The organism is Nocardia acididurans (assembly GCF_016741815.1).
GTDB lineage: Bacteria > Actinomycetota > Actinomycetes > Mycobacteriales > Mycobacteriaceae > Nocardia > Nocardia acididurans.
In genome coordinates this window covers 250192-268247 of the sequence record NZ_JAERRJ010000005.1, presented here as the reverse complement: position 1 = coordinate 268247, position 18056 = coordinate 250192, and the positions used below count along the sequence as shown (strand labels likewise).

Sequence of the window (18056 nt, the reverse complement as noted above, 5' to 3'; positions counted from 1 at the left end):
ACGCCTGCCGGAACCGGGCGTGACGCCTACTCTGGGAGCATGTCCAAAGAAATCGATCGGCAGCGGGCTCGCACGGCGCTGGAGACGATCAAGGAACAGCCGGTCATCGCCGCTATCGCGGCTCTGCCGGTGCTGGCGGTGGTGATCGTGGTGGGCGTGGTGACGAACTGGTTCCTCGCCTTCCTGCTGCTGGTCGCCTTCGGTGGCTTCATCGCGTGGAAGGGCAAGCTGTTCGGCTAGTCGCGCTCGACTCCCGGGGGTTTCAGGGGTCTGCCTCTGAGAGTTTCGAGAGTTGAGTTTTCCTATCGGGGAATGTGGAACCGGACGAGATCGCCGGTGCCCGGGTCGGCGTTCGCCCACGGGCGGTCGAATTCGATGACCGCCAGCGCCGAGGTGGGGAATTTGCGGCTGAGCTCCTCGGCGGCCGTGGAACTGCGATTGCTCGCCAGTTCCCATGCGGTCCACGGCATTCCGGGGGAGTGCCCGACCAACAGCAGCGTCTGCACGGAATCGTCGGTGAGCTGGATCAATTCGATGAGCGTGTGCGGGGACGCCTCGTAGATCGAGGATTCGAAGGTGACCGGCGCGGTGACGCCGGTGGCCGCGAGCGTCTCGCGGGTGCGGGTCGAGGTGGAGCACAGCACGGCGTCGATGGTGGGCTGGGTGTCGCGCAGCCAGTCCCCGGCCAGTGCGGCTTCGCGTTGCCCGCGCGGGGCCAGGGGGCGTTCATGGTCGGCCACTCCGTCTGGATAGCCCGATTTGCCGTGCCGCATCAAGATGAGGGTTCGCGCCATGCGGGTTACCGTATGCGTCACACCAGTGCCGAGAGGAGACAACACTCACACTCGAGGCACACTGAAGGTGACGTCACACCGGGGTGGCGAGTCACACCGGAACGACGCATATATTAGAACGTGTTCTACCGACCCCGCTCGAACCCGAGCTGAGTAGCACCGCGACTGTTTCGAGGATCTGCGAGATATGGCCTATGTGATCACGCAGCGTTGTTGCAACGACGCCAGCTGCGTACCCGAGTGTCCGGTCGACTGCATTCGGCCCACCCCGGAGCAACGGGAATTCGCCACCACCGAGCAGCTCTACATCGACCCGGACACCTGCATCGACTGCGGCGCGTGCGTGGACGCCTGCCCCGTCGACGCGATCTTCTCCGAGGACGACCTGCTCGCCTCGCTGGGGCGGTTCCGCGACATCAATGCCGCCTACTTCCAGCGGCATCCGCTCGAATCCAACTTCGAGCCGCTCGTCGCGCCCAGCCGCGCGCCCAAGGAACTGGGCACGCTGCGGGTCGCCGTCATCGGCGCGGGCCCGGCCGCCTGCTACGCCGCCGAGGAACTGCTGCGCCGCGCGGACGTCGAGGTGGAACTGTTCGACCGGCTGCCCACCCCGTACGGTCTGGTGCGCGCGGGCGTCGCGCCCGACCATCCGGGCACCAAATCGGTCGCGAACCTTTTCGAATCGGCCTTCCGCCGCGACGCCCTGCAGTACCGGCTCAATGTCGAAGTCGGCAAGCACATCTCGCACGAGGAACTGCTCGCCCACCACCACGCCGTCGTCTACGCCGTCGGCGCGGCCACCGACCGCAAGCTCGGCGTGCCCGGCGAGGACCTGCCCGGCAGCTACTCCGCCACCGAATTCGTGGCCTGGTACAACGGGCACCCCGACTACGCGAACCGCGAATTCGACCTCTCCGGCGAACGCGCCGTCATCGTCGGCAACGGCAACGTGGCACTGGACGTGGCCCGCGTGCTCACCGTGCACCCGGACGAACTGGCCAAGACCGATATCGCCGACCACGCCCTGGATGCGCTGCGCCGCAGCAACATCAAGGAGGTCGTGGTGCTCGGCCGGCGTGGTCCGCTGCAGGCCGCCTACACGTCCTCGGAATTCCTGGCGCTGGCGCACCTGAAGGGCGTCGATGTCATCGTGGATCCGGTGGACCTGGAACTCGACCCGGCCTCGCGGGCCGAGCTCGACTCCTCGGACGTGGAGCCGTCGCTGCGGCTCAAGTACACCCTCGCGCAGGAGTACGCGGCCGGATCCCGCAACCCGGACAACAAGCGGATCGTGTTCCGCTACCTGGTTTCTCCCACCGCCGTCACCGGCGAGGGCAAGGTCCAGGCCGTCACCTACGTGCACAACGAACTCGTCGAGGAGAACGGCCGCACCATCGCCCGCGCCTCCGACCGCACCGGCGTGCTCGAGGCGTCCCTGGTGCTGCGCTCCATCGGCTACCGCGGTGAACCCGTCGCCGACATCCCGTTCGACGAGGCAGGCGGCGTCATCCCGAATGCGCAAGGGCGCGTACTGAACTCGGACGGCGAGCCCGTCCAGGGCGTGTACGTCTCCGGCTGGATCAAGCGCGGCCCGCGCGGCGTCATCGGCTCCAATCGGGTCGACTCCCAGGAAACCGTCGACAAGCTCATCGAGGACTTCGTCGCCGGCAAACTCGCCGCGCCCGGCCAGGGCCGCGCCGACCTGGAGGCCCTGCTCGCGCAACGCCAGCCCGACCAGGTCGGCCGCGACGGCTGGAAGGCCATCGACCAGGCCGAGAAGACCGCGGGCAAGGCCGCCGGTCGCCCCCGCGTGAAGTTCACCAGCCTGGAGGATCTGCTCAAGGCCGCCAAGGGCTAGTCCGCCTCTCCGCGCCTTTTGCGGGCAGGTCAGGTGTGTCATCGGTTTCCGACCCGGCTCGCCGTACTGTGCGGGCCGGGTCAGCCCGTCCCCGGCGAGTTACCCTCTACTCGCCAAATCTGTTGCTGCGTCGCGCAAGATCAGTTGCCCCGCAGGGAGATGATCAGCCCGTCCTTGGTGCAGGCTGCGCCGTCGCCCTGAGCGGCGCAACTCCAGCCCTGCACCACCAGCGCGTCACCGGTGGTGATGGTCTGCGCGTATTCCGTTGCGACATTGATGGCTTCGGTGCAGCCGACCACGCCGTTCGGAGTGCCGACCGCGATCACGGTGCGGGTGCCGCCCCCGGCGTCGGTCACGGTGCCGCAGTCGACGTCCGCGATCGGGGCGGTGGACGTCGTGGTGACCGGTGGTGCGGGCGGGTTCGGGGCGGCATCGCCGCGCAGGCCGATGAGGAAGCCGTCCCTGAAGCAGATGTGCGGAACGGCGGTGTCCGGCTGCGGTTCACAGGTCCAGCCGTCGACCTCGACCGCGTCACCGGTACGGGTGGCGTTGACGTAATCGCTGGCGACCGTGATCGCCTCGGTGCATCCCGGAATGCCCGCCTGGTTCGCGTACGCGATCACGTTGGCGGACTTGCCATTAGCTCCGGTTATCGGTCCGCAATCCACATCGCGGAGTGTCTGTGTGGTCGGCACCGGCGGCCGGGTCGGGTTGGGCGGCAGCGGGCGCGGCGCGGTGGACTGGGTGGTGCTCGCGCCGGGGGTGGTGGTCTGGGTGGTGGTCGCGGCGGACGACGTGGTCGTACTCTTCGCGGAATCCGAGGAACTGCCGCAGGCGGCGAGCCCGGCGACGAGCACGGGTGCGGCTGCGATCAGGGCGAGCTGGGTGAGCCTCATGGCGGCGATCTCCTGTTCTCGATCACCCCGTGGTGATCGGCCCGCCGCCGAGTGTGTCAGGCAACTGGTTGGCTATCGCGAAATTCGCCGGGGATGTCGCACCGGAAAGGCGTTCAGCCCGGCAGCGGCCCGATCCGCACCGTCGTGGTCGTCACCCCGCCGACCACGAACCACAGCCGCAGCACCGGATGTCCGGTCCGATCACCCGGTTCGTACCGGCTGCGCACCGTCACGTGCTGGCGCGCCAGCACCGGCGCGATGTACTCGATCACCGCCCGGTGCGGCCCGGCCACCAGTTTCGGATAGTCCACCAGGTACTGCTCCACCGCCTGCCAGTACATGGCGTTGTTGACGTGGTTGTACTGGTCGATATCGGTGGCGCGCACCGGAAACGGCATATCCGTATCCGACTCCGGCGGGGTGGGGTCGATCAGCCACGGCCGCCACCGCAACCGATGCTCGTTCGTGGTGCGCGACAGCGAGGCCAGCATGTCGTCGCTGATCCGCGTCGGCATATTGGTGAACTCGTTGATATTGATCCAGAAACCCTCGGTCTCGATGAGACCGCCGCTGTCGCTGGTGATCCGCACCCGCATATTCGTCCACCGCGTCGACATGGCCGAACACCAGCGCCGCAGTTCCACCCGGCCCGGCCAGTGCACGGGCCGCACCACGTCCACCACCGTGCGCCGTACGATCCACGCCGGATCGGTGCGCTGGAACTCGCCGGAGTGCATTTCCTCCCAGGCGACATCCTGGAGGTACCGGGCCGTCGCGTCGAAACGCAGCCGCAGATACGGGTCGATGTCACCAGCCCGGATGGGCCACGCCGTGGCGAACCCCGTGCCCTCCTGGGAAAGCGGGGGGAGTGGCTGATCGAGTGACACTGGTGCTCCTCGCGCTGCACGGCGTGCCGCGTTTTCGTGCGTTGGTTCCGACATGACTTTACGGGCCGTGCGTCATACCCTCGCGTCGAGTCGCCTCGACTTTTCGGGGGCATGACAGTGCGCGCGCAGGCCCGTAGCCTGTTCTGTTGTAACTTCACGGCGCAGGGGAGGCGAGCCGTTTGGCCGCGGGCGACAGGGCCGGCACGCGATTCGGGCAGTACGAGTTGCGCAGACTGCTCGGTGTCGGCGGCATGGGCGAGGTGTACGAAGCGCACGACACGGTGCGCGATCGGGTCGTGGCCGTCAAGCTGCTCGACCTGGAACTGGCCAGATCGCACACCTATGTGGAGCGATTCCGGCGCGAATCCCGCACGGCCGCCAGATTGCAGGAACCGCATGTCATTCCGGTGCACGACTGGGGTGAGGTGGACGGGGTCCTCTACATCGACATGCGGCTGGTACGCGGCCGCGATCTGAAGGCGTATCTGCACGCCGAAGGACCCCTGCCGTGCGCGCACGCGGTGTCGGTGGTGGAGCAGATCGCCTCCGCGCTGGACGCCGCGCACGAGAGCGGCCTGGTGCATCGGGACGTCAAGCCCGCCAACATTCTGCTCACCGGTGAATTGTTCGCGTACCTGGTGGATTTCGGGATCGCGCACGCGGAATCCGATGTGCAACTGACCAGTACGGGTAGTGCCATCGGCTCCTTCGCCTACATGGCCCCCGAACGCTTCGAACAGCAGGTCGTCGTCTCACCCACCGCCGACATCTACGCGCTGGCCTGCGTGCTCTACGAATGCCTCACCGGCGAGGTGCCCTTCCGCACCGACAGCAATATGGCCACCATCCGCGCCCACATGCTCACCCCGCCACCGCGACCCAGCGTGCGCGCGGGCGTCCCCGCCACCTTCGACCAGGTCATCGCCATCGGGATGGCCAAGGATCCGACCCGGCGCTACACCTCGGCGGGACAGTTGGCGCGGGCCGCGCGGGCCTCGCTCATGCAGGCCGAACACGCGGACCCCACCCGCACCGTGGTGCCCGCCCCGCCGACCATGCGATACCGATCGACGCCGCCCGGATATCCGACCGCGAGTGGCGGGACACCGCCCGGCGGCGTGCCTTTCGACCCGTCCGGGCCGCACCGGCAGTGGACCGACCACCCCTCCGGACCGATCGACCAGCCCTCCGAACCGATCGGTCGACCACACGGATTCCGGTCCGCCCCCGAACATCCCTCCGCCCCTTTGCCTTTGCCGCCGCCGCAGCGCAGTTCGCTGCCGCTGCTGCTGGGCGCGCTGGCCGGACTGGTGGTGCTGCTGGCGGGCATCCTCGGCTGGACCCTGCTGGCAGACAACGAAACCGGTGGATCGGGCACCGCGGCCGTGGGCACCACTTCGCCGGTGACCGCGCAGCCGACGACCGGCGGGCGCACCGCGTCGAGCACCACCGCCGCGACCAGCAATACCGTCAACACGAATCCCCCGGCCACCACGGTGGCCCCGCTGATCGGATCCGTATCCGGCACGGACGCACAGGGTTTCATCGGGACCAGCGGTGCGCGCTGCAATTCCGACAACCCGGCCTACGCCATCGGCCGCACCTCGCATTCCCGAATCGTGGTGTGCCGCACCGGTGTCGGACGCTACTACTACAAGGGCGTGCGGATCAGCGACGGCGCGGGCATCGAACTCGACGACCCGGTGCCCACCGGCGGGGGCGGCTTCACCGCCACCAATCCGACCGACGGCACGCAGTACCAGATCACCGCGAACGCGCTCACCATCGTGAAGGGCGGCAATATCCTCGCCGACGAGCCCATGATCGAATACGCCCACCGCTGAGCGCAGACAACTGTGCGTCCGACCAGCAAAACAATCCGCTCGGGACAATTCACCTGGCCATGGGTTAAGTTCGCAGATGACAGCAGTGGGAATGATCGGAGTTGATCGACTATGCGCGCAGCCGTGGTGAGCAAGCTGGAAGGCCCGGAAGCCATCGAGGTCCGTGACATTCCGGAACCCACCGCCTATCCGGGCGGCGTCGTCATCGACGTGCACGCCGCCGGGATCGCCTTCCCCGACGTGCTCATGACCCGCGGCCAGTACCAGATGAAACCGCAGCTGCCCTATGTCGTCGGCTGCGAGATCGCGGGCATCGTGCGCTCGGCCCCCGAGGGCGCGCACGTGCAGGCCGGTGACCGCGTGGTCGCGCTGACCCTGCTCGGCAATGCCGCCGCCGAAGTGGCCGTCACCCCCGCTGAAATGGTCTTCAAACTGCCCGACAACGTCTCACTGGAATCCGGTGCGGGCGTGCTGTTCAACGACCTCACCGTGCACTTCTGCCTGCGCAAGCGCGGCCGCCTCGCCGAGGGCGAGACCGTCCTCGTGCACGGCGCGGCCGGCGGCATCGGCACCTCCACGCTGCGCCTGGCCCAGGCGTTCGGCGCGGGCCGCGTGATCGCGGTCGTCAGCACCGAGGAGAAGGCCGAGGTCGCCCGCGCCAACGGGGCCACCGACGTGGTGCTCACCGACGGCTGGCTCGACGCCGTCAAGGAGATCACCGGCGGGCGCGGCGTCGATATCGTGCTCGACCCGGTCGGCGGCGACCGCTTCACCGACAGCGTCCGCTCCCTCGCCTCCGGCGGCCGCCTGCTGGTGGTCGGCTTCACCGCGGGCGACATCCCCACCGTCAAGGTGAACCGGCTGCTGCTCAAGAATGTCGAGGTCGTCGGCGCGGCCTGGGGCGAATGGGCCATGACCCATCCGGGCTACCTGCAGGAGCAGTGGGCCGAGGTGGAACCCCTGCTCGCCAATGGCAAGATCACCCCGCCGGAGCCGATCCTCTACAACCTCTCGCACACCGCCGAGGCCGTCTCCGCGCTCGACAAGCGCACCGCCACCGGCAAGGTCGTCGTCACCCTCCGCTGAATCCCGAAGCGTGCGTGCACAGTGAAGCTGTCCAACCGGGTCCTGAACCGCACCCTGCTCGCCCGCCAGCACCTGCTGGAGCGATCGGATCTCACGGTCGCGCAACTGTGCGACCACCTGATCGGGCTGCAGGCGCAGGATATGCTGCCGCCCTTCATCGCATTGTGGAGCCGGGTAAGGGATTTCGACCCGGCGGTGGTGTCCGCCGGGCTGGAAGACCGCTCCCTGGTGCGAATCACGTTGATGCGCGGCACCATTCACCTCGTCACGCCGCCGGACGCGCTGCGCATCGCACCGCACATCCAGCCGGAACTCGAAAAGGTGCCCTTCCGTAAGGGATTCAACTACGGCGCGATGGTGGGCCTCGACCCCGACGAGGTGCGCGCGCACGGCGAATCCGTACTCGGTGACGCCCCCATGTCGGCCGCCGACCTGCGTGAGCAGGCCGCGAAGCTCTACCCCGACCGCGATCCCGGCGCGGTGCTGCAGACCTGGCTGTACCAGCTCCCCGTCCTGCAGACCCCGCCGCGCGGTCGCTGGCGCGACAGCAGCCGCCCCGTCTGGTCCCGCGTCGAACCGTGGCTCGGCGCACCCCTCGACCCGGGCTACCCGCTCGAAGAACTCCTCCTGCGCTACCTGCGCGCCTTCGGCCCCGCCACCACCATGGACATGCAGACCTGGTCCAAGATGACCGGCATGAAACCCGCGGTGGCGAAACTCGGCGACCGCGTCCGCACCTACACCGACGAGCGCGGCCGCACCCTCTACGACGCCGCCGACGCCGAACTGGCGGATCCGGATCTCCCGGCCCCCGTCCGCCTGCTCGGCTGGTACGACAATGCCGTTCTCTCCCACCAGGATCGCAGCCGCATCCTCGGCGACGACGCGCCACCCCCGCTGCGCGCCTTCGCCACCGCCGTCGCGCCGATCCTGCTCGACGGCTTCCTCTCCGGCCTCTACAAGGTCTTCACCACTCGCGACACCGCCCGCCTGCGCATCAGCCCCTCGACGAAGTGGACAGCCGCCGACCGCGCCGCCGTCGAAGCGGAATCCCATGCCCTGCTGGCCTTCCTGGAACCCGGCCTCGACCACAGCGTGGAAATCCTCGACCTCGGAGCCGACCTGCGCCCTTGATCCCGGCGCGAGCGATCCGCGCTGCCCGGCTCGGCCGCACACGCCGCGCCGCATTCGGCGCGGACAGGTTAACCTGCATGCAATCCGGCCGCGTTAGGCTTCCGGCACGGCGTTCATGGCTGAAACGGACGCACGGGCACCGCTGAGACGCAGCGGGCGAACCAGCCGCATTTCCCCATGGAGGAATGCCGCATGGTGCGCAATACACCCATGTCCGCTGTCATCGGTGACGTCACCGTCTACGCCGCCACCGCCCACGGCCCGCGCTGGTTACCCGGCCAGGATGTGGTGATCGTCGACGGCCGCGTCGCCGCGATCGGCCCGAACGCCGGAGTCGCCGCCGATCTGCCGGGCGACTCCGCCGCCGCCGGTACCGACGGCGGCGGCGGGCACCTGATTCCAGGGTTCGTGAACACCCACACGCATCTACAGCAGTCCGTGCTGCGCGGGGCGGGGGAGGGGCTGCCGCTGCTCGAATGGCTGCGCTGCGTAGGCGAATTCACGGTGGCCGCGACACCGGAGCAGACCTATCTCGCGGCGCTGGCCGGTGGGCTGGAGCTGCTGCGCAGCGGGGTGACCACGGTGGTCGAGCACCTGTGGCCGAATCCGTCCGAGGCCGTGCACGATGCGGCGCTGCGCGCGCTGGACGAGCTCGGGATCCGGGTGGTGTTCGGGCGCGGGATCGCCGACCGGGCCGATGCCTCGCGCAAATGGGGTATGGATCCCCGTCTGCTGCAGCCACTTCCGGAGATCCTCGCGCATATCGCCGAACTCGATGCGCGCCTGGTGGATTCGCGCATCACCACCGCGTTGGCGGTGCCGAATCCCCGCTGCCTCACGCCGGCGGGCATGACGGCCGTGCGTGACTTCGCCGCCGAACACGGCAAGACCATCTCCATCCACCTGCTGGAAACCGGCACCGACGAGGACATGTGCCGATTGCATGCAGCCCGCTCGGCCGTCGACTACCTCGACGAGGGCGGGTTGCTGGGCGAACGTACCCTCGCCGTGCACTGCTGCCGCCTCGACGCGGAAGGCCGCGCCCGGCTGGCCGCACGAGGCGCCGCGGTCTCCTACAACCCGCTCAGCAATATGCGCCTCGGCAGTGGAGTCGCGCCGGTACCCGAAATGCTCTCCGCGGGAATCGATGTAGGTCTCGGCGTGGACGGCGCGGCCAGCAACGACACCCAGGACATGCTGCTGGCCCTGCGCATGGGCGCTTACCTGCAGCGCGTCACCCACCAGCGCGCCGACATCCTGCCCTTCGACGACATGATGCGCATCGCCACCCCGGGGCGCTGCTCGTGCCCTCGGCGAACCCGCCGGTCCCACCGGCCTCGCGGTGGGCGACCGCGCCGACCTCACCCTGCTGCGCTTCGACCGCGATTTCGCCTGCCTGCCGGTGCGTGATCCCGGCGCGACCCTGCTCACCACCGCCTCACCGCGTGTTGTGGACACGGTCTGGGTGGACGGTGACCCGGTGATCGTCGACGGCCGTTCCACCCGTATCGATGAGGTGGACCTGGCGAAGCTTCTGCGGGACATGCAATGACTGTTAATGAACTCGAAACAGGCGATCAATTGCATGTAATTGAACTCGATCAAACTGGTTTCAAGCACGCAGTGCACACAACCAAGTGAGAGCAGGTGAATGTGGTGGTGCTCGACAGCACGGTGCGCGATCGCCGGACGACAGCGGACAGTGCAGCGGATTCGCACACGACGACACCGGATTCCAGCGAACTCGCCACTCCGGCAGCGGGCCTGATTCCCGGTGCGGCCTCCGAGGTCGCGTTCACCGGAGCGGGAAAGCGATACGGCGGCGGCGATTCCGGAACGGTTATCGCCCTCGCCGACATCGACCTGGACCTCCGGCGCGGCGAATTCGTCGCGGTTGTCGGGCCTTCGGGGTGCGGCAAGTCCACATTGTTGCGGCTGGCGGCGGGACTGGAGCGGCCGAGTTCAGGAGCCGTTGCCGTGCAAACGGATTCGGTGGGGTTCATCTTTCAGGAGGCCACGCTGCTGCCGTGGCGCACAGTGCTGCGCAATGTCGAACTCTGCGCCGAGTTGCGCGGCATGAGCCGCGCGACCCGCCGGGAGCGCGCCACCCGGGCGCTCGCGGCGGTGGGGTTGGCCGACTTCGCGGGCAAGCTGCCCGCGCAGCTGTCCGGTGGTATGCGAATGCGCGTATCCCTCGCTCGCGCACTGGCTTTGGAGCCCGAGCTCATGCTGCTGGACGAGCCGTTCGGGGCGCTCGACGAGATCACGCGGTTGCACATGCAGGAGGAATTGCTGCGCCTGTACCGCGACAACGGCTTCACCGCGCTGTTCATCACGCATTCGGTGTCGGAGGCTGTGTTCCTGGCCGGGCGCGTGGTGGTCATGTCCGCACGGCCCGGCCGGGTGCACGAGGTCATCGACGTCGACCTGCCGTATCCGCGCACCCGCGAAATGCGTTTCGAGCCCGCCTTCACCGACCTGGTGGCCCGGGCGTCCCGATCTCTGAAAGAAGCCTGCTGATGGTCGGTCTCGCTGCCTCCGCTCCCGCATCCGCCCGCTCCGCCCGGCCCCTGCGGCCGCCGCGAATCCTGGGCAGGATCGCCGTTCCCTTCGTCTCGTTCGGGCTCGCCGTAGCCGCCTGGTATCTGGTCTCGACGGTGCTGCTCGCCCCCGAACGCCGCTTCCTGCTCCCGCCGCCGCACGCGGTCTTCACCGAATCGCTGTCCGACCCCGCGACAATGGAGACGATGCTGCACGCGCTGGCGGTGACCGCACGCGTGGCTGTGCTCGGGCTCGCACTGGCCGCGATACTGGGTATCGCCATCGGCGTCCTCATGGCCCGGGCCAAGGTGTTCGAACGGGTCGTGTATCCGTATGCCGTTGTCATGCAGGCGGTGCCGGTGCTCGCGGTGGTGCCGCTGATCGGTCTGTGGTTCGGCTACGGCACCACGGCCCGGGTCATCGTGTGCGTACTCATCGCGGTGCATCCGATCATCGCGATGACCCTGTTCGGCATCCAATCCGTCGACCCCAACCTGCGCGAGCTGTTCATCCTCGGCCGCGCGAATCGACTGCGCCGCTTGGTTTCCCTGGAACTGCCCGCCGCCCTGCCGTCCATCATAGCGAGCCTGCGCACCGCCGCCGGGCTCTCGGTGACCGGCGCGGTCATCGGCGACATGTTCTTCGCCAAGGGACAGCCCGGCATCGGCACCCTGCTCGACACCTACCGCGCCCGCCTGCAATCGGAGGATCTGCTGGCCGCGCTGCTGCTGGCCGCCCTGTTCGGCGTCGCCGTCTTCGCGATCTTCACCGCCGCGCAGCGGCTCACGGTCGGCCGCTGGCACAGCTCCGGCCGCTGAATCCCCAACTCTCACAGCCTTATCCACACCCGCTCCGTCACCTCTGTGGAGAAATCATGTCTCGACCCCTGCGCCGCATCGGCCTCACCGCACTCGCCGCCCTCGTGGTGGCCACCGGAACCGCCTGCTCCGGCACCGAAAACGACACCGCGGCAGTGCAATTACCCGCCGCGCCCGCCGAACAGCGACTGGAGGGCGTCTGCCCGGCCACCGTCGCGGTCCAGCTGCAGTGGGAACCCGAAACCGATTCCGGGCCCATCTTCGGCCTACTCGGCCCCGGCTACCGCGTCGACGCCGACAACAACAAGGTCACCGGGCCACTGGTCGTGGACGGCAAGGACACCGGCGTGCGGCTGGAGATCCGCGCCGGCGGCCCGGCCATCGGCTTCCAGACAGTGCCCTCGCAGATGTATGTCGACTCGTCGATCACGCTGGGGCTCACGCATTCCGAGCACGCCATCGCGGCCGCCGCGAAGCAGCCGATCGTCGCGGTCACCACCCTGCTGCGCTACAGCCCGCAGATGCTCATGTGGGATCCCAGCACGCATCCCGAGTGGCGCGGTATCGCCGATATCGGCAAATCCGGTGCGCCCGTGGTGGTTTCCCAGGGCCAGCTGTATCCCGACTGGCTCGTCGGCCGAGGGCTGTTGAACGCCGCGCAGATCGACTCCTCCTACGACAGCTCACCCTCACGGTTCGTCGCCGATCCCACCTTCGCGCAGCAGGGCTTCGCCAACTCCGAACCCTACGTCTACCAGCACGAAGTGCGCGCGTGGAACAAGCCTGTCGCCTACCAGCTCCTGAAGGACGTCGGCTACGAGGGTTACGCCCGCACCGTCAACGTGCGCGCGGACAAGCTGAACGAACTCCGTCCCTGCCTGCAGCGCCTGGTGCCCATGATCCAAAGGGCCACAGCGCAATTCCGCGCGAACCCGGACCCGGTGAACGCGACCGTGGTCGATGTCGTCGCCAAGAGCCCCAATTTCAGCCCCTACAGCGCCGAACTCGCCGCCTTCGGATCCCGTGTCCTCATCGACCAGGGCCTGATCGGCAATGACACCGACGGTGTGGCAGGCAGTTTCGACGAGGCCCGCGTGCAGCGCGTCATCGACGAGTTCGCGCCCATCCTGCGCCGCGGCGGCGCGGACGTACCGGCCGGGCTCACCGCCCGCGACCTGGTCACCAAGGAATTCCTCGACAGCACCGTCGCCGCGAGCTGATAACCACCACCGGATAGGGAGATCCATGTACGACACCGCAGAACTGTCCCGCGAGAAGCAGATGGGCGGACTCGGCGCGGAAACCGCCCGGGAGATCCGCGTCATCGACCTCACCGATTTCGAGGCCCGCCGCACCGAGATCACCGAGCAACTGTGGACCGCCGCCACCGAGATCGGATTCTTCCAGCTCTCCGGGCACGACATCCCGCAGGAGCTGATGGACGCCGCCTTCGCGAACGCACAGCGCTTCTTCGCCCTCGACGACACGGTGAAAGCCCGGTACCCCCTGGTCAAAGCGAACAACTCGGGCTGGGAGAGTCGCACCCAGGTGCGGCCCTCGATCGGTGTGCCGGACCAGAAGGAGTCCTATCAGATCACCCGGCCGCATATGGCCGGGCTGTGGCCGGGCGAGGCCGAGCTGCCCGGATTCGTCTCCGCCGTACTGGATTTCGAACACCGCTGCTGGGAGGTGGCGATGCGGGTGCTGTCCTGCTTCGCCGACCGCCTCGGCCTGCCGCGCGAACACTTCACCGCCGCACACGATCCGGAGTCGCCGCAGTATCAGAGCACCCTGCGCCTGCTGCACTACTTCGCGGTGCCGCCGGAGCTGCGCGCTGCCCCGGGCCGCTGGCGGGCGGGCGCGCACACCGACTTCGACTGCCTCACACTGCTTTTCCAGCGCGACGGCCAGGGCGGCCTGCAGGTGTGCCCGGGCAAGGAGATGGACGCGCAGGAGTGGACCTCCATCACCCCGTCCTCGGCGCTGATCACCTGCAATATCGGCGACATGCTCACCCGCTGGAGCGACGACCTGCTGCCCTCGAACTTCCACCGCGTGCGCGGCCCCGGCCCGGGGGAGTACCAGGGCGACCGCTACAGCATCGCCTACTTCGCCCAGGCCGACCGGGACGCAATCGTCCAGGGCCCGCGCGGCACCTACCCGCCCGTCACCGCCGCCGACTTCCTCACCCAGCGGGTCCAGGCCAACTACCGGCCGCAGGGGTAATTTCTCAACGAACGAAAGGACCATCCATGACCGAACCGGACAGCGAACTGCTCGGTCCGTCCGTGCACCGGCAGCTGCGGCAGCTCGTCCTGTCCGGGGAACTGGAGCCCGGCGCGCCGCTGAGCGTGCTGGCCCTCGCGGCGCGACTCGGCGTGAGCCGCAGTCCCGTCCGCGAGGCGGTCCAGCAGCTCATCTACGAGGGCCTGGCGGTCACGGTGCCGCACGCGGGCGCGCGGGTGGCCGTGGTCGACGACGCCCAGATCCGCGATGTCCTCGCCGTGCGCGCGGTCCTAGACGGCCTGGCCGCCGCGGGCGCGGCCACCCGCCTCACCGAATCCGATCTCGGCAAACTCACCAAGATGCTGTCCGCCCAACAGGACAACCTGCGCGACAACGCCGACCCCGCCCGCGACGTCGCCCTCGATCTCGAATTCCACACCTTCATCCGCGACCACAGCGGAAACCCCACCCTCGCAACCGAACTCGCCCGCCTCGAAGCCCAAGCGCACCTCTACCGCGGCGACCTCTGGCGGCACCCCCGCAACCGCAGCACCGCCCTGCGCGAACACCGCCGCATCCTCGAAGCCCTCGAATCCGGCCATCCCGACCTGGCCCGCTGCGCCGCCGAAGCCCACGTCCACGGACTCATCACCCGCATCGACCGCCACTAGCGTCGCACCGCCACACGGTGGCCCAAGGATCGCGGGGGTTCGGGGGCGAAGCCCCGGAGAGTTTCGAGAGTTGTCCCTCCCACCCCTCAATGCGCGTTGCGGTAGGCCGGAGCCTTGCTCGAGCCCGAGGGGGTGAGCGTGCGCAGCAGGGGCAGCGTGCGCTGCGCGACGACCGTCGACAGCACGATCACGCTGTGCGACCGGACCACCGAGGAACTGCGGTCGATGCTCAACAGCACGGTCTGCAATCCGGCATGCGAATCCGCCCCGATCCGGCACAGCACATCACCGGATCCGGTGGTGGCGTACGCCTCCAGCACCCCCGGAATCTCCTCCAGATCCGCGGCCACTGCTTCCAGCGCCCCCTGCGAGATCTCCAGCGTCACGAACGCCTGCACATCGAAACCCGCTGCCGTGACATCGATCTGCGGATCATAGGAGGCGATCACCCCCGCCTCCTCCATGCGCGCGATGCGTGACTGCACGGTCGCCCGCGCCACCCGCGTGCGCCGCGACAGTTCGAGAATCCCCGCCTTCTGGAATTCGTGCATGGCAGTCAGGATGGCCAGATCCAGTTCGTCCAGCTTGGCCGGAGTACGTGCCATGCCGGGACCTCCGCTCGGTTCGCGTTGCCAACGATCCTTCTATTCAAATTGTCCAGCACAATCCGGTCGCTGGTGGCGTAATCCGCCAGGGTGTCTACCCGAATCGCACGATATTGCTCATTCGCCGCCGCAGCGATTTCCTAGGTTCATGAGCATCGAGGTTGCTGACCGACGGCCCGCCGACCAGCCCGAACCCGAGGATCTGCGCCGACTCGTCGGCCTGGTGGATCACGATGCCACCGCCGACCCGTTCCCCGTGCTGGGCTGGGACGCGCTGGTCTGGGTGGTCGGCAACGCCACCCAGACCGCACACTTCCTGGAATCCGCCTTCGGCCTGCGGTTGGAGGCCTACTCGGGCCCCGAGACCGGCAACCGCGACCACAAGGCGTTCGTATTGCGCAGCGGCGGCATCCGATTCGTCGTCAAGGGTGCGGTGGATCCCGCCAGTCCGCTTGTCGCGCACCACGATCGGCACGGGGACGGGATCGTCGACATCGCCCTGGAGGTCCCCGACGTGGACCGCTGCATCGCCCACGCCCGCGCCCAGGGCGCCACCGTGCTCGTCGAACCCCACGACAGCACAGACGAATTCGGCACCGTCCGCTCGGCGGCCATCGCCACCTACGGCGACACCCGCCACACGCTGGTGGACCGCTCCCGCTACGACGGCCCCTATCTCCCGGGCTACGTCCCCCGCCGTTCCACCTACAGCCCGCGCGCCAAGCGCATCATCCAGGCCATCGACCATGTGGTCGGCAATGTGGAACTGGGCCGCATGGATCACTGGGTCGAGTTCTACCGCCGCGTCATGGGTTTCCAGAACATGGCCGAATTCGTCGGCGACGATATCGCCACCGACTACTCCGCCCTGATGAGCAAGGTCGTCGCCAACGGCAACCACCGCGTGAAGTTCCCCCTGAATGAACCCGCGGTGTCGCGCAAGCGCTCCCAGATCGACGAGTACCTCGAGTTCTATCAGGGGCCCGGCGTCCAGCACATCGCCCTGGCCACCTCCGACATCCTCACGGCCGTGGACACGCTCCGCTCCGAGGGCGTCGAATTCCTCGACACCCCGGCCACCTACTACGAGGATCCCGAACTCCGCGCCCGCATCGGCCGGGTTCGCACGCCCGTCGAGGAACTCCAGAAGCGCGGCATCCTCGTGGACCGCGACGAGGACGGCTACCTCCTCCAGATCTTCACCAAACCGCTCACCGACCGTCCCACCGTGTTCTTCGAACTGATCGAGCGCCACGGCTCGCTCGGCTTCGGCAAGGGCAACTTCAAGGCCCTCTTCCAAGCCATCGAACGCGAACAGGCCGCGCGCGGAAACCTCTGAGCCGTGCGCGTTCGCCGGGTCTGGGTAGAGTCGGCGCCATGCGGCTCACGTCGGCGATCGTCAGCGGGATATCCCTCGCGTTGCTGTTGTCGGCATGCGGGGGAAACGGTGACGGGGACGATTCACCTACCGGCGTGCGGACACCACCGAAGGTGGCGACCCTCGGACCCTTCGTCGGGGAGTGCGGTCATGTGACCGATGACGAGATCCGGCAGATCGGCGGGGTCACCGGAACGTTGCAGGTGTACCGGAACTCGGTGGGCTGCCACTGGAAGTCGTCGGGGTCGAGCGCCGAGGTGACGTTCGCGTCCTACCGCGGCAGCCCGCTGGCGCGCGAGGAGGCGTGGGAGGCGCTGCAGGGGCGCAGCCCGGAGGAGATCACCGTCGCGGGCAAGACCGGTTTCCAGGCGTACGCCGTCACCCTCGGCGGTGAATTGTGCGACTTCGCAATCCAATTGGATGACGACTTCTTCGAGTGGTCGTTCGCGGGCCCGGTCCCGGCCGGGCAGACGGCCTGCACTGTGACGCGTCAGTTCGCCGAACTGACCATGAGCCGGCTCGGGTAGGGAAAGCCATGAAGCCTGAATCACGTGCCGTGTGCACAGCCGCGGCCCTGCTGCTGGTGGCCGTGTCGCTGACCGGTTGCGGTCGCACCGTGCCCGGCAACGCGCTGCCCGCAGGCGGCACCACCGGCGGGCAATCCAAGATCAATACGAAGTTCGACAAACTGCTGCGCGAATGCGAGGTGGTGAGCGTCGACGAGATCTCCAAGGCGGTCGGCGACGGCACCATCCCGACCGGGTCCTTCAGCGGCGCGGTCTGCATGTGGGATCTGTCCGGCGGTTCGGCGGGCAGCGGCATGGTGACGCTGAGTTGGTACGAGAACGGTTCGCTCGCAAACGAAAAGGCGAACAACGACCGGCTCGGCTATGTGACCAACGACATACAGGTCGAAGGGCGTCGCTCGCTGGAGACCCGCCGCCCCAACGATCCGGACTCCTGCGGTGTGGCGGCTCCGGCCGCCGACGCGGGCATTGTCGGCTGGTGGGTCAACTACCGCGCCGGATCCGCGCACGCCGACCCCTGTGAAGCGGCGTCGAAACTGGTCGAGCTGACCCTCAATGTGGCGCGATAAACCCCTCTACCAGCCCCGGTTCGGGGACCCCTTTTTGCCCCTCGAAAACACGGCGGGTATCGTGGACCGCTGTGCCCGGAAGCATGCGGGCAGGTTTGTGCGCAGTACGTAGGCCAGCGAGAGCGGCTGACCGTTTCAGCGTGTCCGGGTTTAGGATTACGCGCTGAGCACGACACGCCCGACCCCGTGGTGAGGAAATGCCACGAGAACAGGGCGAAAAGC

At 68.1% G+C, this 18056-nt stretch carries 17 protein-coding genes and 1 pseudogene; 14 read left to right on the top strand and 4 right to left on the bottom strand.

The genetic code is table 11. The annotated features are described in order from the left end of the window. Positions 1–39 precede the first annotated feature (39 nt). The gene (locus tag JK358_RS14365) at positions 40–240 is read left to right on the top strand and encodes a hypothetical protein (RefSeq protein WP_201947772.1); all 201 of its coding nucleotides are present in this window, start codon (positions 40–42) and stop codon (positions 238–240) included. Between the two features lie 62 nt (positions 241–302). On the opposite strand, the gene JK358_RS14360 is transcribed toward JK358_RS14365, so the two are convergent. Further along, complete coding sequence (locus JK358_RS14360) at positions 303–794, bottom strand: SixA phosphatase family protein (RefSeq protein ID WP_201947770.1); 492 nt, start codon at positions 792–794, stop codon at positions 303–305. Positions 795–981: 187 nt separating this feature from the next. Here JK358_RS14360 and JK358_RS14355 point away from each other — a divergent pair, with 187 nt between their 5' ends. Further along, the gene (locus JK358_RS14355) at positions 982–2652 is read left to right on the top strand and encodes an FAD-dependent oxidoreductase (protein WP_201947768.1); all 1671 of its coding nucleotides are present in this window, start codon (positions 982–984) and stop codon (positions 2650–2652) included. A gap of 140 nt (positions 2653–2792) precedes the next feature. Here JK358_RS14355 and JK358_RS14350 read toward each other — a convergent pair whose 3' ends face one another. Continuing rightward, on the bottom strand, positions 2793–3548 hold the full coding sequence (locus JK358_RS14350) for a hypothetical protein (RefSeq protein WP_201947766.1): 756 nt from the start codon (positions 3546–3548) through the stop codon (positions 2793–2795). A 113-nt stretch (positions 3549–3661) separates the two neighbouring features. Next, positions 3662–4435, bottom strand: coding sequence for an acyl-[acyl-carrier-protein] thioesterase (locus tag JK358_RS14345; RefSeq protein WP_201947764.1), 774 nt, complete (start codon positions 4433–4435; stop codon positions 3662–3664). 179 nt (positions 4436–4614) lie between these two features. Here JK358_RS14345 and JK358_RS14340 point away from each other — a divergent pair, with 179 nt between their 5' ends. The 9 genes and pseudogenes from JK358_RS14340 (at position 4615) to JK358_RS14300 (ending at position 14755) form a co-directional block, all read left to right on the top strand. Continuing rightward, positions 4615–6279, top strand: coding sequence for a serine/threonine-protein kinase (locus tag JK358_RS14340; RefSeq protein WP_201947762.1), 1665 nt, complete (start codon positions 4615–4617; stop codon positions 6277–6279). 111 nt (positions 6280–6390) lie between these two features. Continuing rightward, on the top strand, positions 6391–7365 hold the full coding sequence (locus JK358_RS14335; RefSeq protein ID WP_201947760.1) for an NADPH:quinone oxidoreductase family protein: 975 nt from the start codon (positions 6391–6393) through the stop codon (positions 7363–7365). 21 nt (positions 7366–7386) lie between these two features. After that, positions 7387–8499, top strand: a complete 1113-nt coding sequence (locus tag JK358_RS14330) for a winged helix DNA-binding domain-containing protein (protein ID WP_201947758.1) — start codon at positions 7387–7389, stop codon at positions 8497–8499. Between the two features lie 192 nt (positions 8500–8691). After that, positions 8692–10051 (top strand): annotated as a pseudogene (locus JK358_RS14325) (amidohydrolase family protein). A 215-nt stretch (positions 10052–10266) separates the two neighbouring features. Beyond that, on the top strand, positions 10267–11019 hold the full coding sequence (locus tag JK358_RS14320; protein WP_307817546.1) for an ABC transporter ATP-binding protein: 753 nt from the start codon (positions 10267–10269) through the stop codon (positions 11017–11019). Beyond that, positions 11019–11858 (top strand): ABC transporter permease, encoded by an 840-nt coding sequence (locus tag JK358_RS14315; RefSeq protein WP_201947756.1) that lies wholly within the window; start codon positions 11019–11021, stop codon positions 11856–11858. Before JK358_RS14320 ends, JK358_RS14315 begins: the two co-directional genes overlap by 1 nt. A gap of 56 nt (positions 11859–11914) precedes the next feature. Further along, positions 11915–13078, top strand: a complete 1164-nt coding sequence (locus JK358_RS14310; RefSeq protein ID WP_201947754.1) for a substrate-binding domain-containing protein — start codon at positions 11915–11917, stop codon at positions 13076–13078. Between the two features lie 25 nt (positions 13079–13103). Beyond that, positions 13104–14084: an isopenicillin N synthase family dioxygenase gene (locus JK358_RS14305; protein WP_201947752.1), complete on the top strand. Its 981-nt coding sequence runs from the start codon at positions 13104–13106 to the stop codon at positions 14082–14084. 26 nt (positions 14085–14110) lie between these two features. Continuing rightward, the gene (locus tag JK358_RS14300; RefSeq protein WP_201947750.1) at positions 14111–14755 is read left to right on the top strand and encodes a GntR family transcriptional regulator; all 645 of its coding nucleotides are present in this window, start codon (positions 14111–14113) and stop codon (positions 14753–14755) included. 86 nt (positions 14756–14841) lie between these two features. Here JK358_RS14300 and JK358_RS14295 read toward each other — a convergent pair whose 3' ends face one another. Further along, positions 14842–15360: an Lrp/AsnC family transcriptional regulator gene (locus tag JK358_RS14295; RefSeq protein ID WP_201947748.1), complete on the bottom strand. Its 519-nt coding sequence runs from the start codon at positions 15358–15360 to the stop codon at positions 14842–14844. Positions 15361–15508: 148 nt separating this feature from the next. On the opposite strand from JK358_RS14295, the gene hppD reads away from it, so the two are divergent. The 3 genes from hppD to JK358_RS14280 are packed head-to-tail and all read left to right on the top strand — an operon-like array spanning position 15509 to position 17834. Further along, complete coding sequence (gene hppD, locus JK358_RS14290) at positions 15509–16699, top strand: 4-hydroxyphenylpyruvate dioxygenase (protein ID WP_201947746.1); 1191 nt, start codon at positions 15509–15511, stop codon at positions 16697–16699. Between the two features lie 38 nt (positions 16700–16737). Further along, positions 16738–17265, top strand: a complete 528-nt coding sequence (locus tag JK358_RS14285) for a DUF3558 domain-containing protein (RefSeq protein ID WP_201947744.1) — start codon at positions 16738–16740, stop codon at positions 17263–17265. 8 nt (positions 17266–17273) lie between these two features. Continuing rightward, positions 17274–17834 carry a DUF3558 domain-containing protein gene (locus tag JK358_RS14280; protein ID WP_201947741.1) on the top strand — a complete coding sequence of 187 codons (561 nt, stop codon included), beginning with the start codon at positions 17274–17276 and terminating at the stop codon, positions 17832–17834. The last annotated feature ends 222 nt before the right edge of the window (positions 17835–18056 follow it).

What these genes read in the sequence shown, in the direction of transcription:
- JK358_RS14365 (WP_201947772.1), top strand. Translation starts at nt 40, where the DNA reads ATGTCCAAAGAAATCGATCGGCAGCGGGCTCGCACGGCGCTGGAGACG.
- JK358_RS14360 (WP_201947770.1), bottom strand. Translation starts at nt 794, where the DNA reads ATGGCGCGAACCCTCATCTTGATGCGGCACGGCAAATCGGGCTATCCA.
- JK358_RS14355 (WP_201947768.1), top strand. Translation starts at nt 982, where the DNA reads ATGGCCTATGTGATCACGCAGCGTTGTTGCAACGACGCCAGCTGCGTA.
- JK358_RS14350 (WP_201947766.1), bottom strand. Translation starts at nt 3,548, where the DNA reads ATGAGGCTCACCCAGCTCGCCCTGATCGCAGCCGCACCCGTGCTCGTC.
- JK358_RS14335 (WP_201947760.1), top strand. Translation starts at nt 6,391, where the DNA reads ATGCGCGCAGCCGTGGTGAGCAAGCTGGAAGGCCCGGAAGCCATCGAG.
- JK358_RS14315 (WP_201947756.1), top strand. Translation starts at nt 11,019, where the DNA reads ATGGTCGGTCTCGCTGCCTCCGCTCCCGCATCCGCCCGCTCCGCCCGG.
- JK358_RS14310 (WP_201947754.1), top strand. Translation starts at nt 11,915, where the DNA reads ATGTCTCGACCCCTGCGCCGCATCGGCCTCACCGCACTCGCCGCCCTC.
- JK358_RS14305 (WP_201947752.1), top strand. Translation starts at nt 13,104, where the DNA reads ATGTACGACACCGCAGAACTGTCCCGCGAGAAGCAGATGGGCGGACTC.
- JK358_RS14300 (WP_201947750.1), top strand. Translation starts at nt 14,111, where the DNA reads ATGACCGAACCGGACAGCGAACTGCTCGGTCCGTCCGTGCACCGGCAG.
- JK358_RS14295 (WP_201947748.1), bottom strand. Translation starts at nt 15,360, where the DNA reads ATGGCACGTACTCCGGCCAAGCTGGACGAACTGGATCTGGCCATCCTG.
- hppD (WP_201947746.1), top strand. Translation starts at nt 15,509, where the DNA reads ATGAGCATCGAGGTTGCTGACCGACGGCCCGCCGACCAGCCCGAACCC.
- JK358_RS14285 (WP_201947744.1), top strand. Translation starts at nt 16,738, where the DNA reads ATGCGGCTCACGTCGGCGATCGTCAGCGGGATATCCCTCGCGTTGCTG.
- JK358_RS14280 (WP_201947741.1), top strand. Translation starts at nt 17,274, where the DNA reads ATGAAGCCTGAATCACGTGCCGTGTGCACAGCCGCGGCCCTGCTGCTG.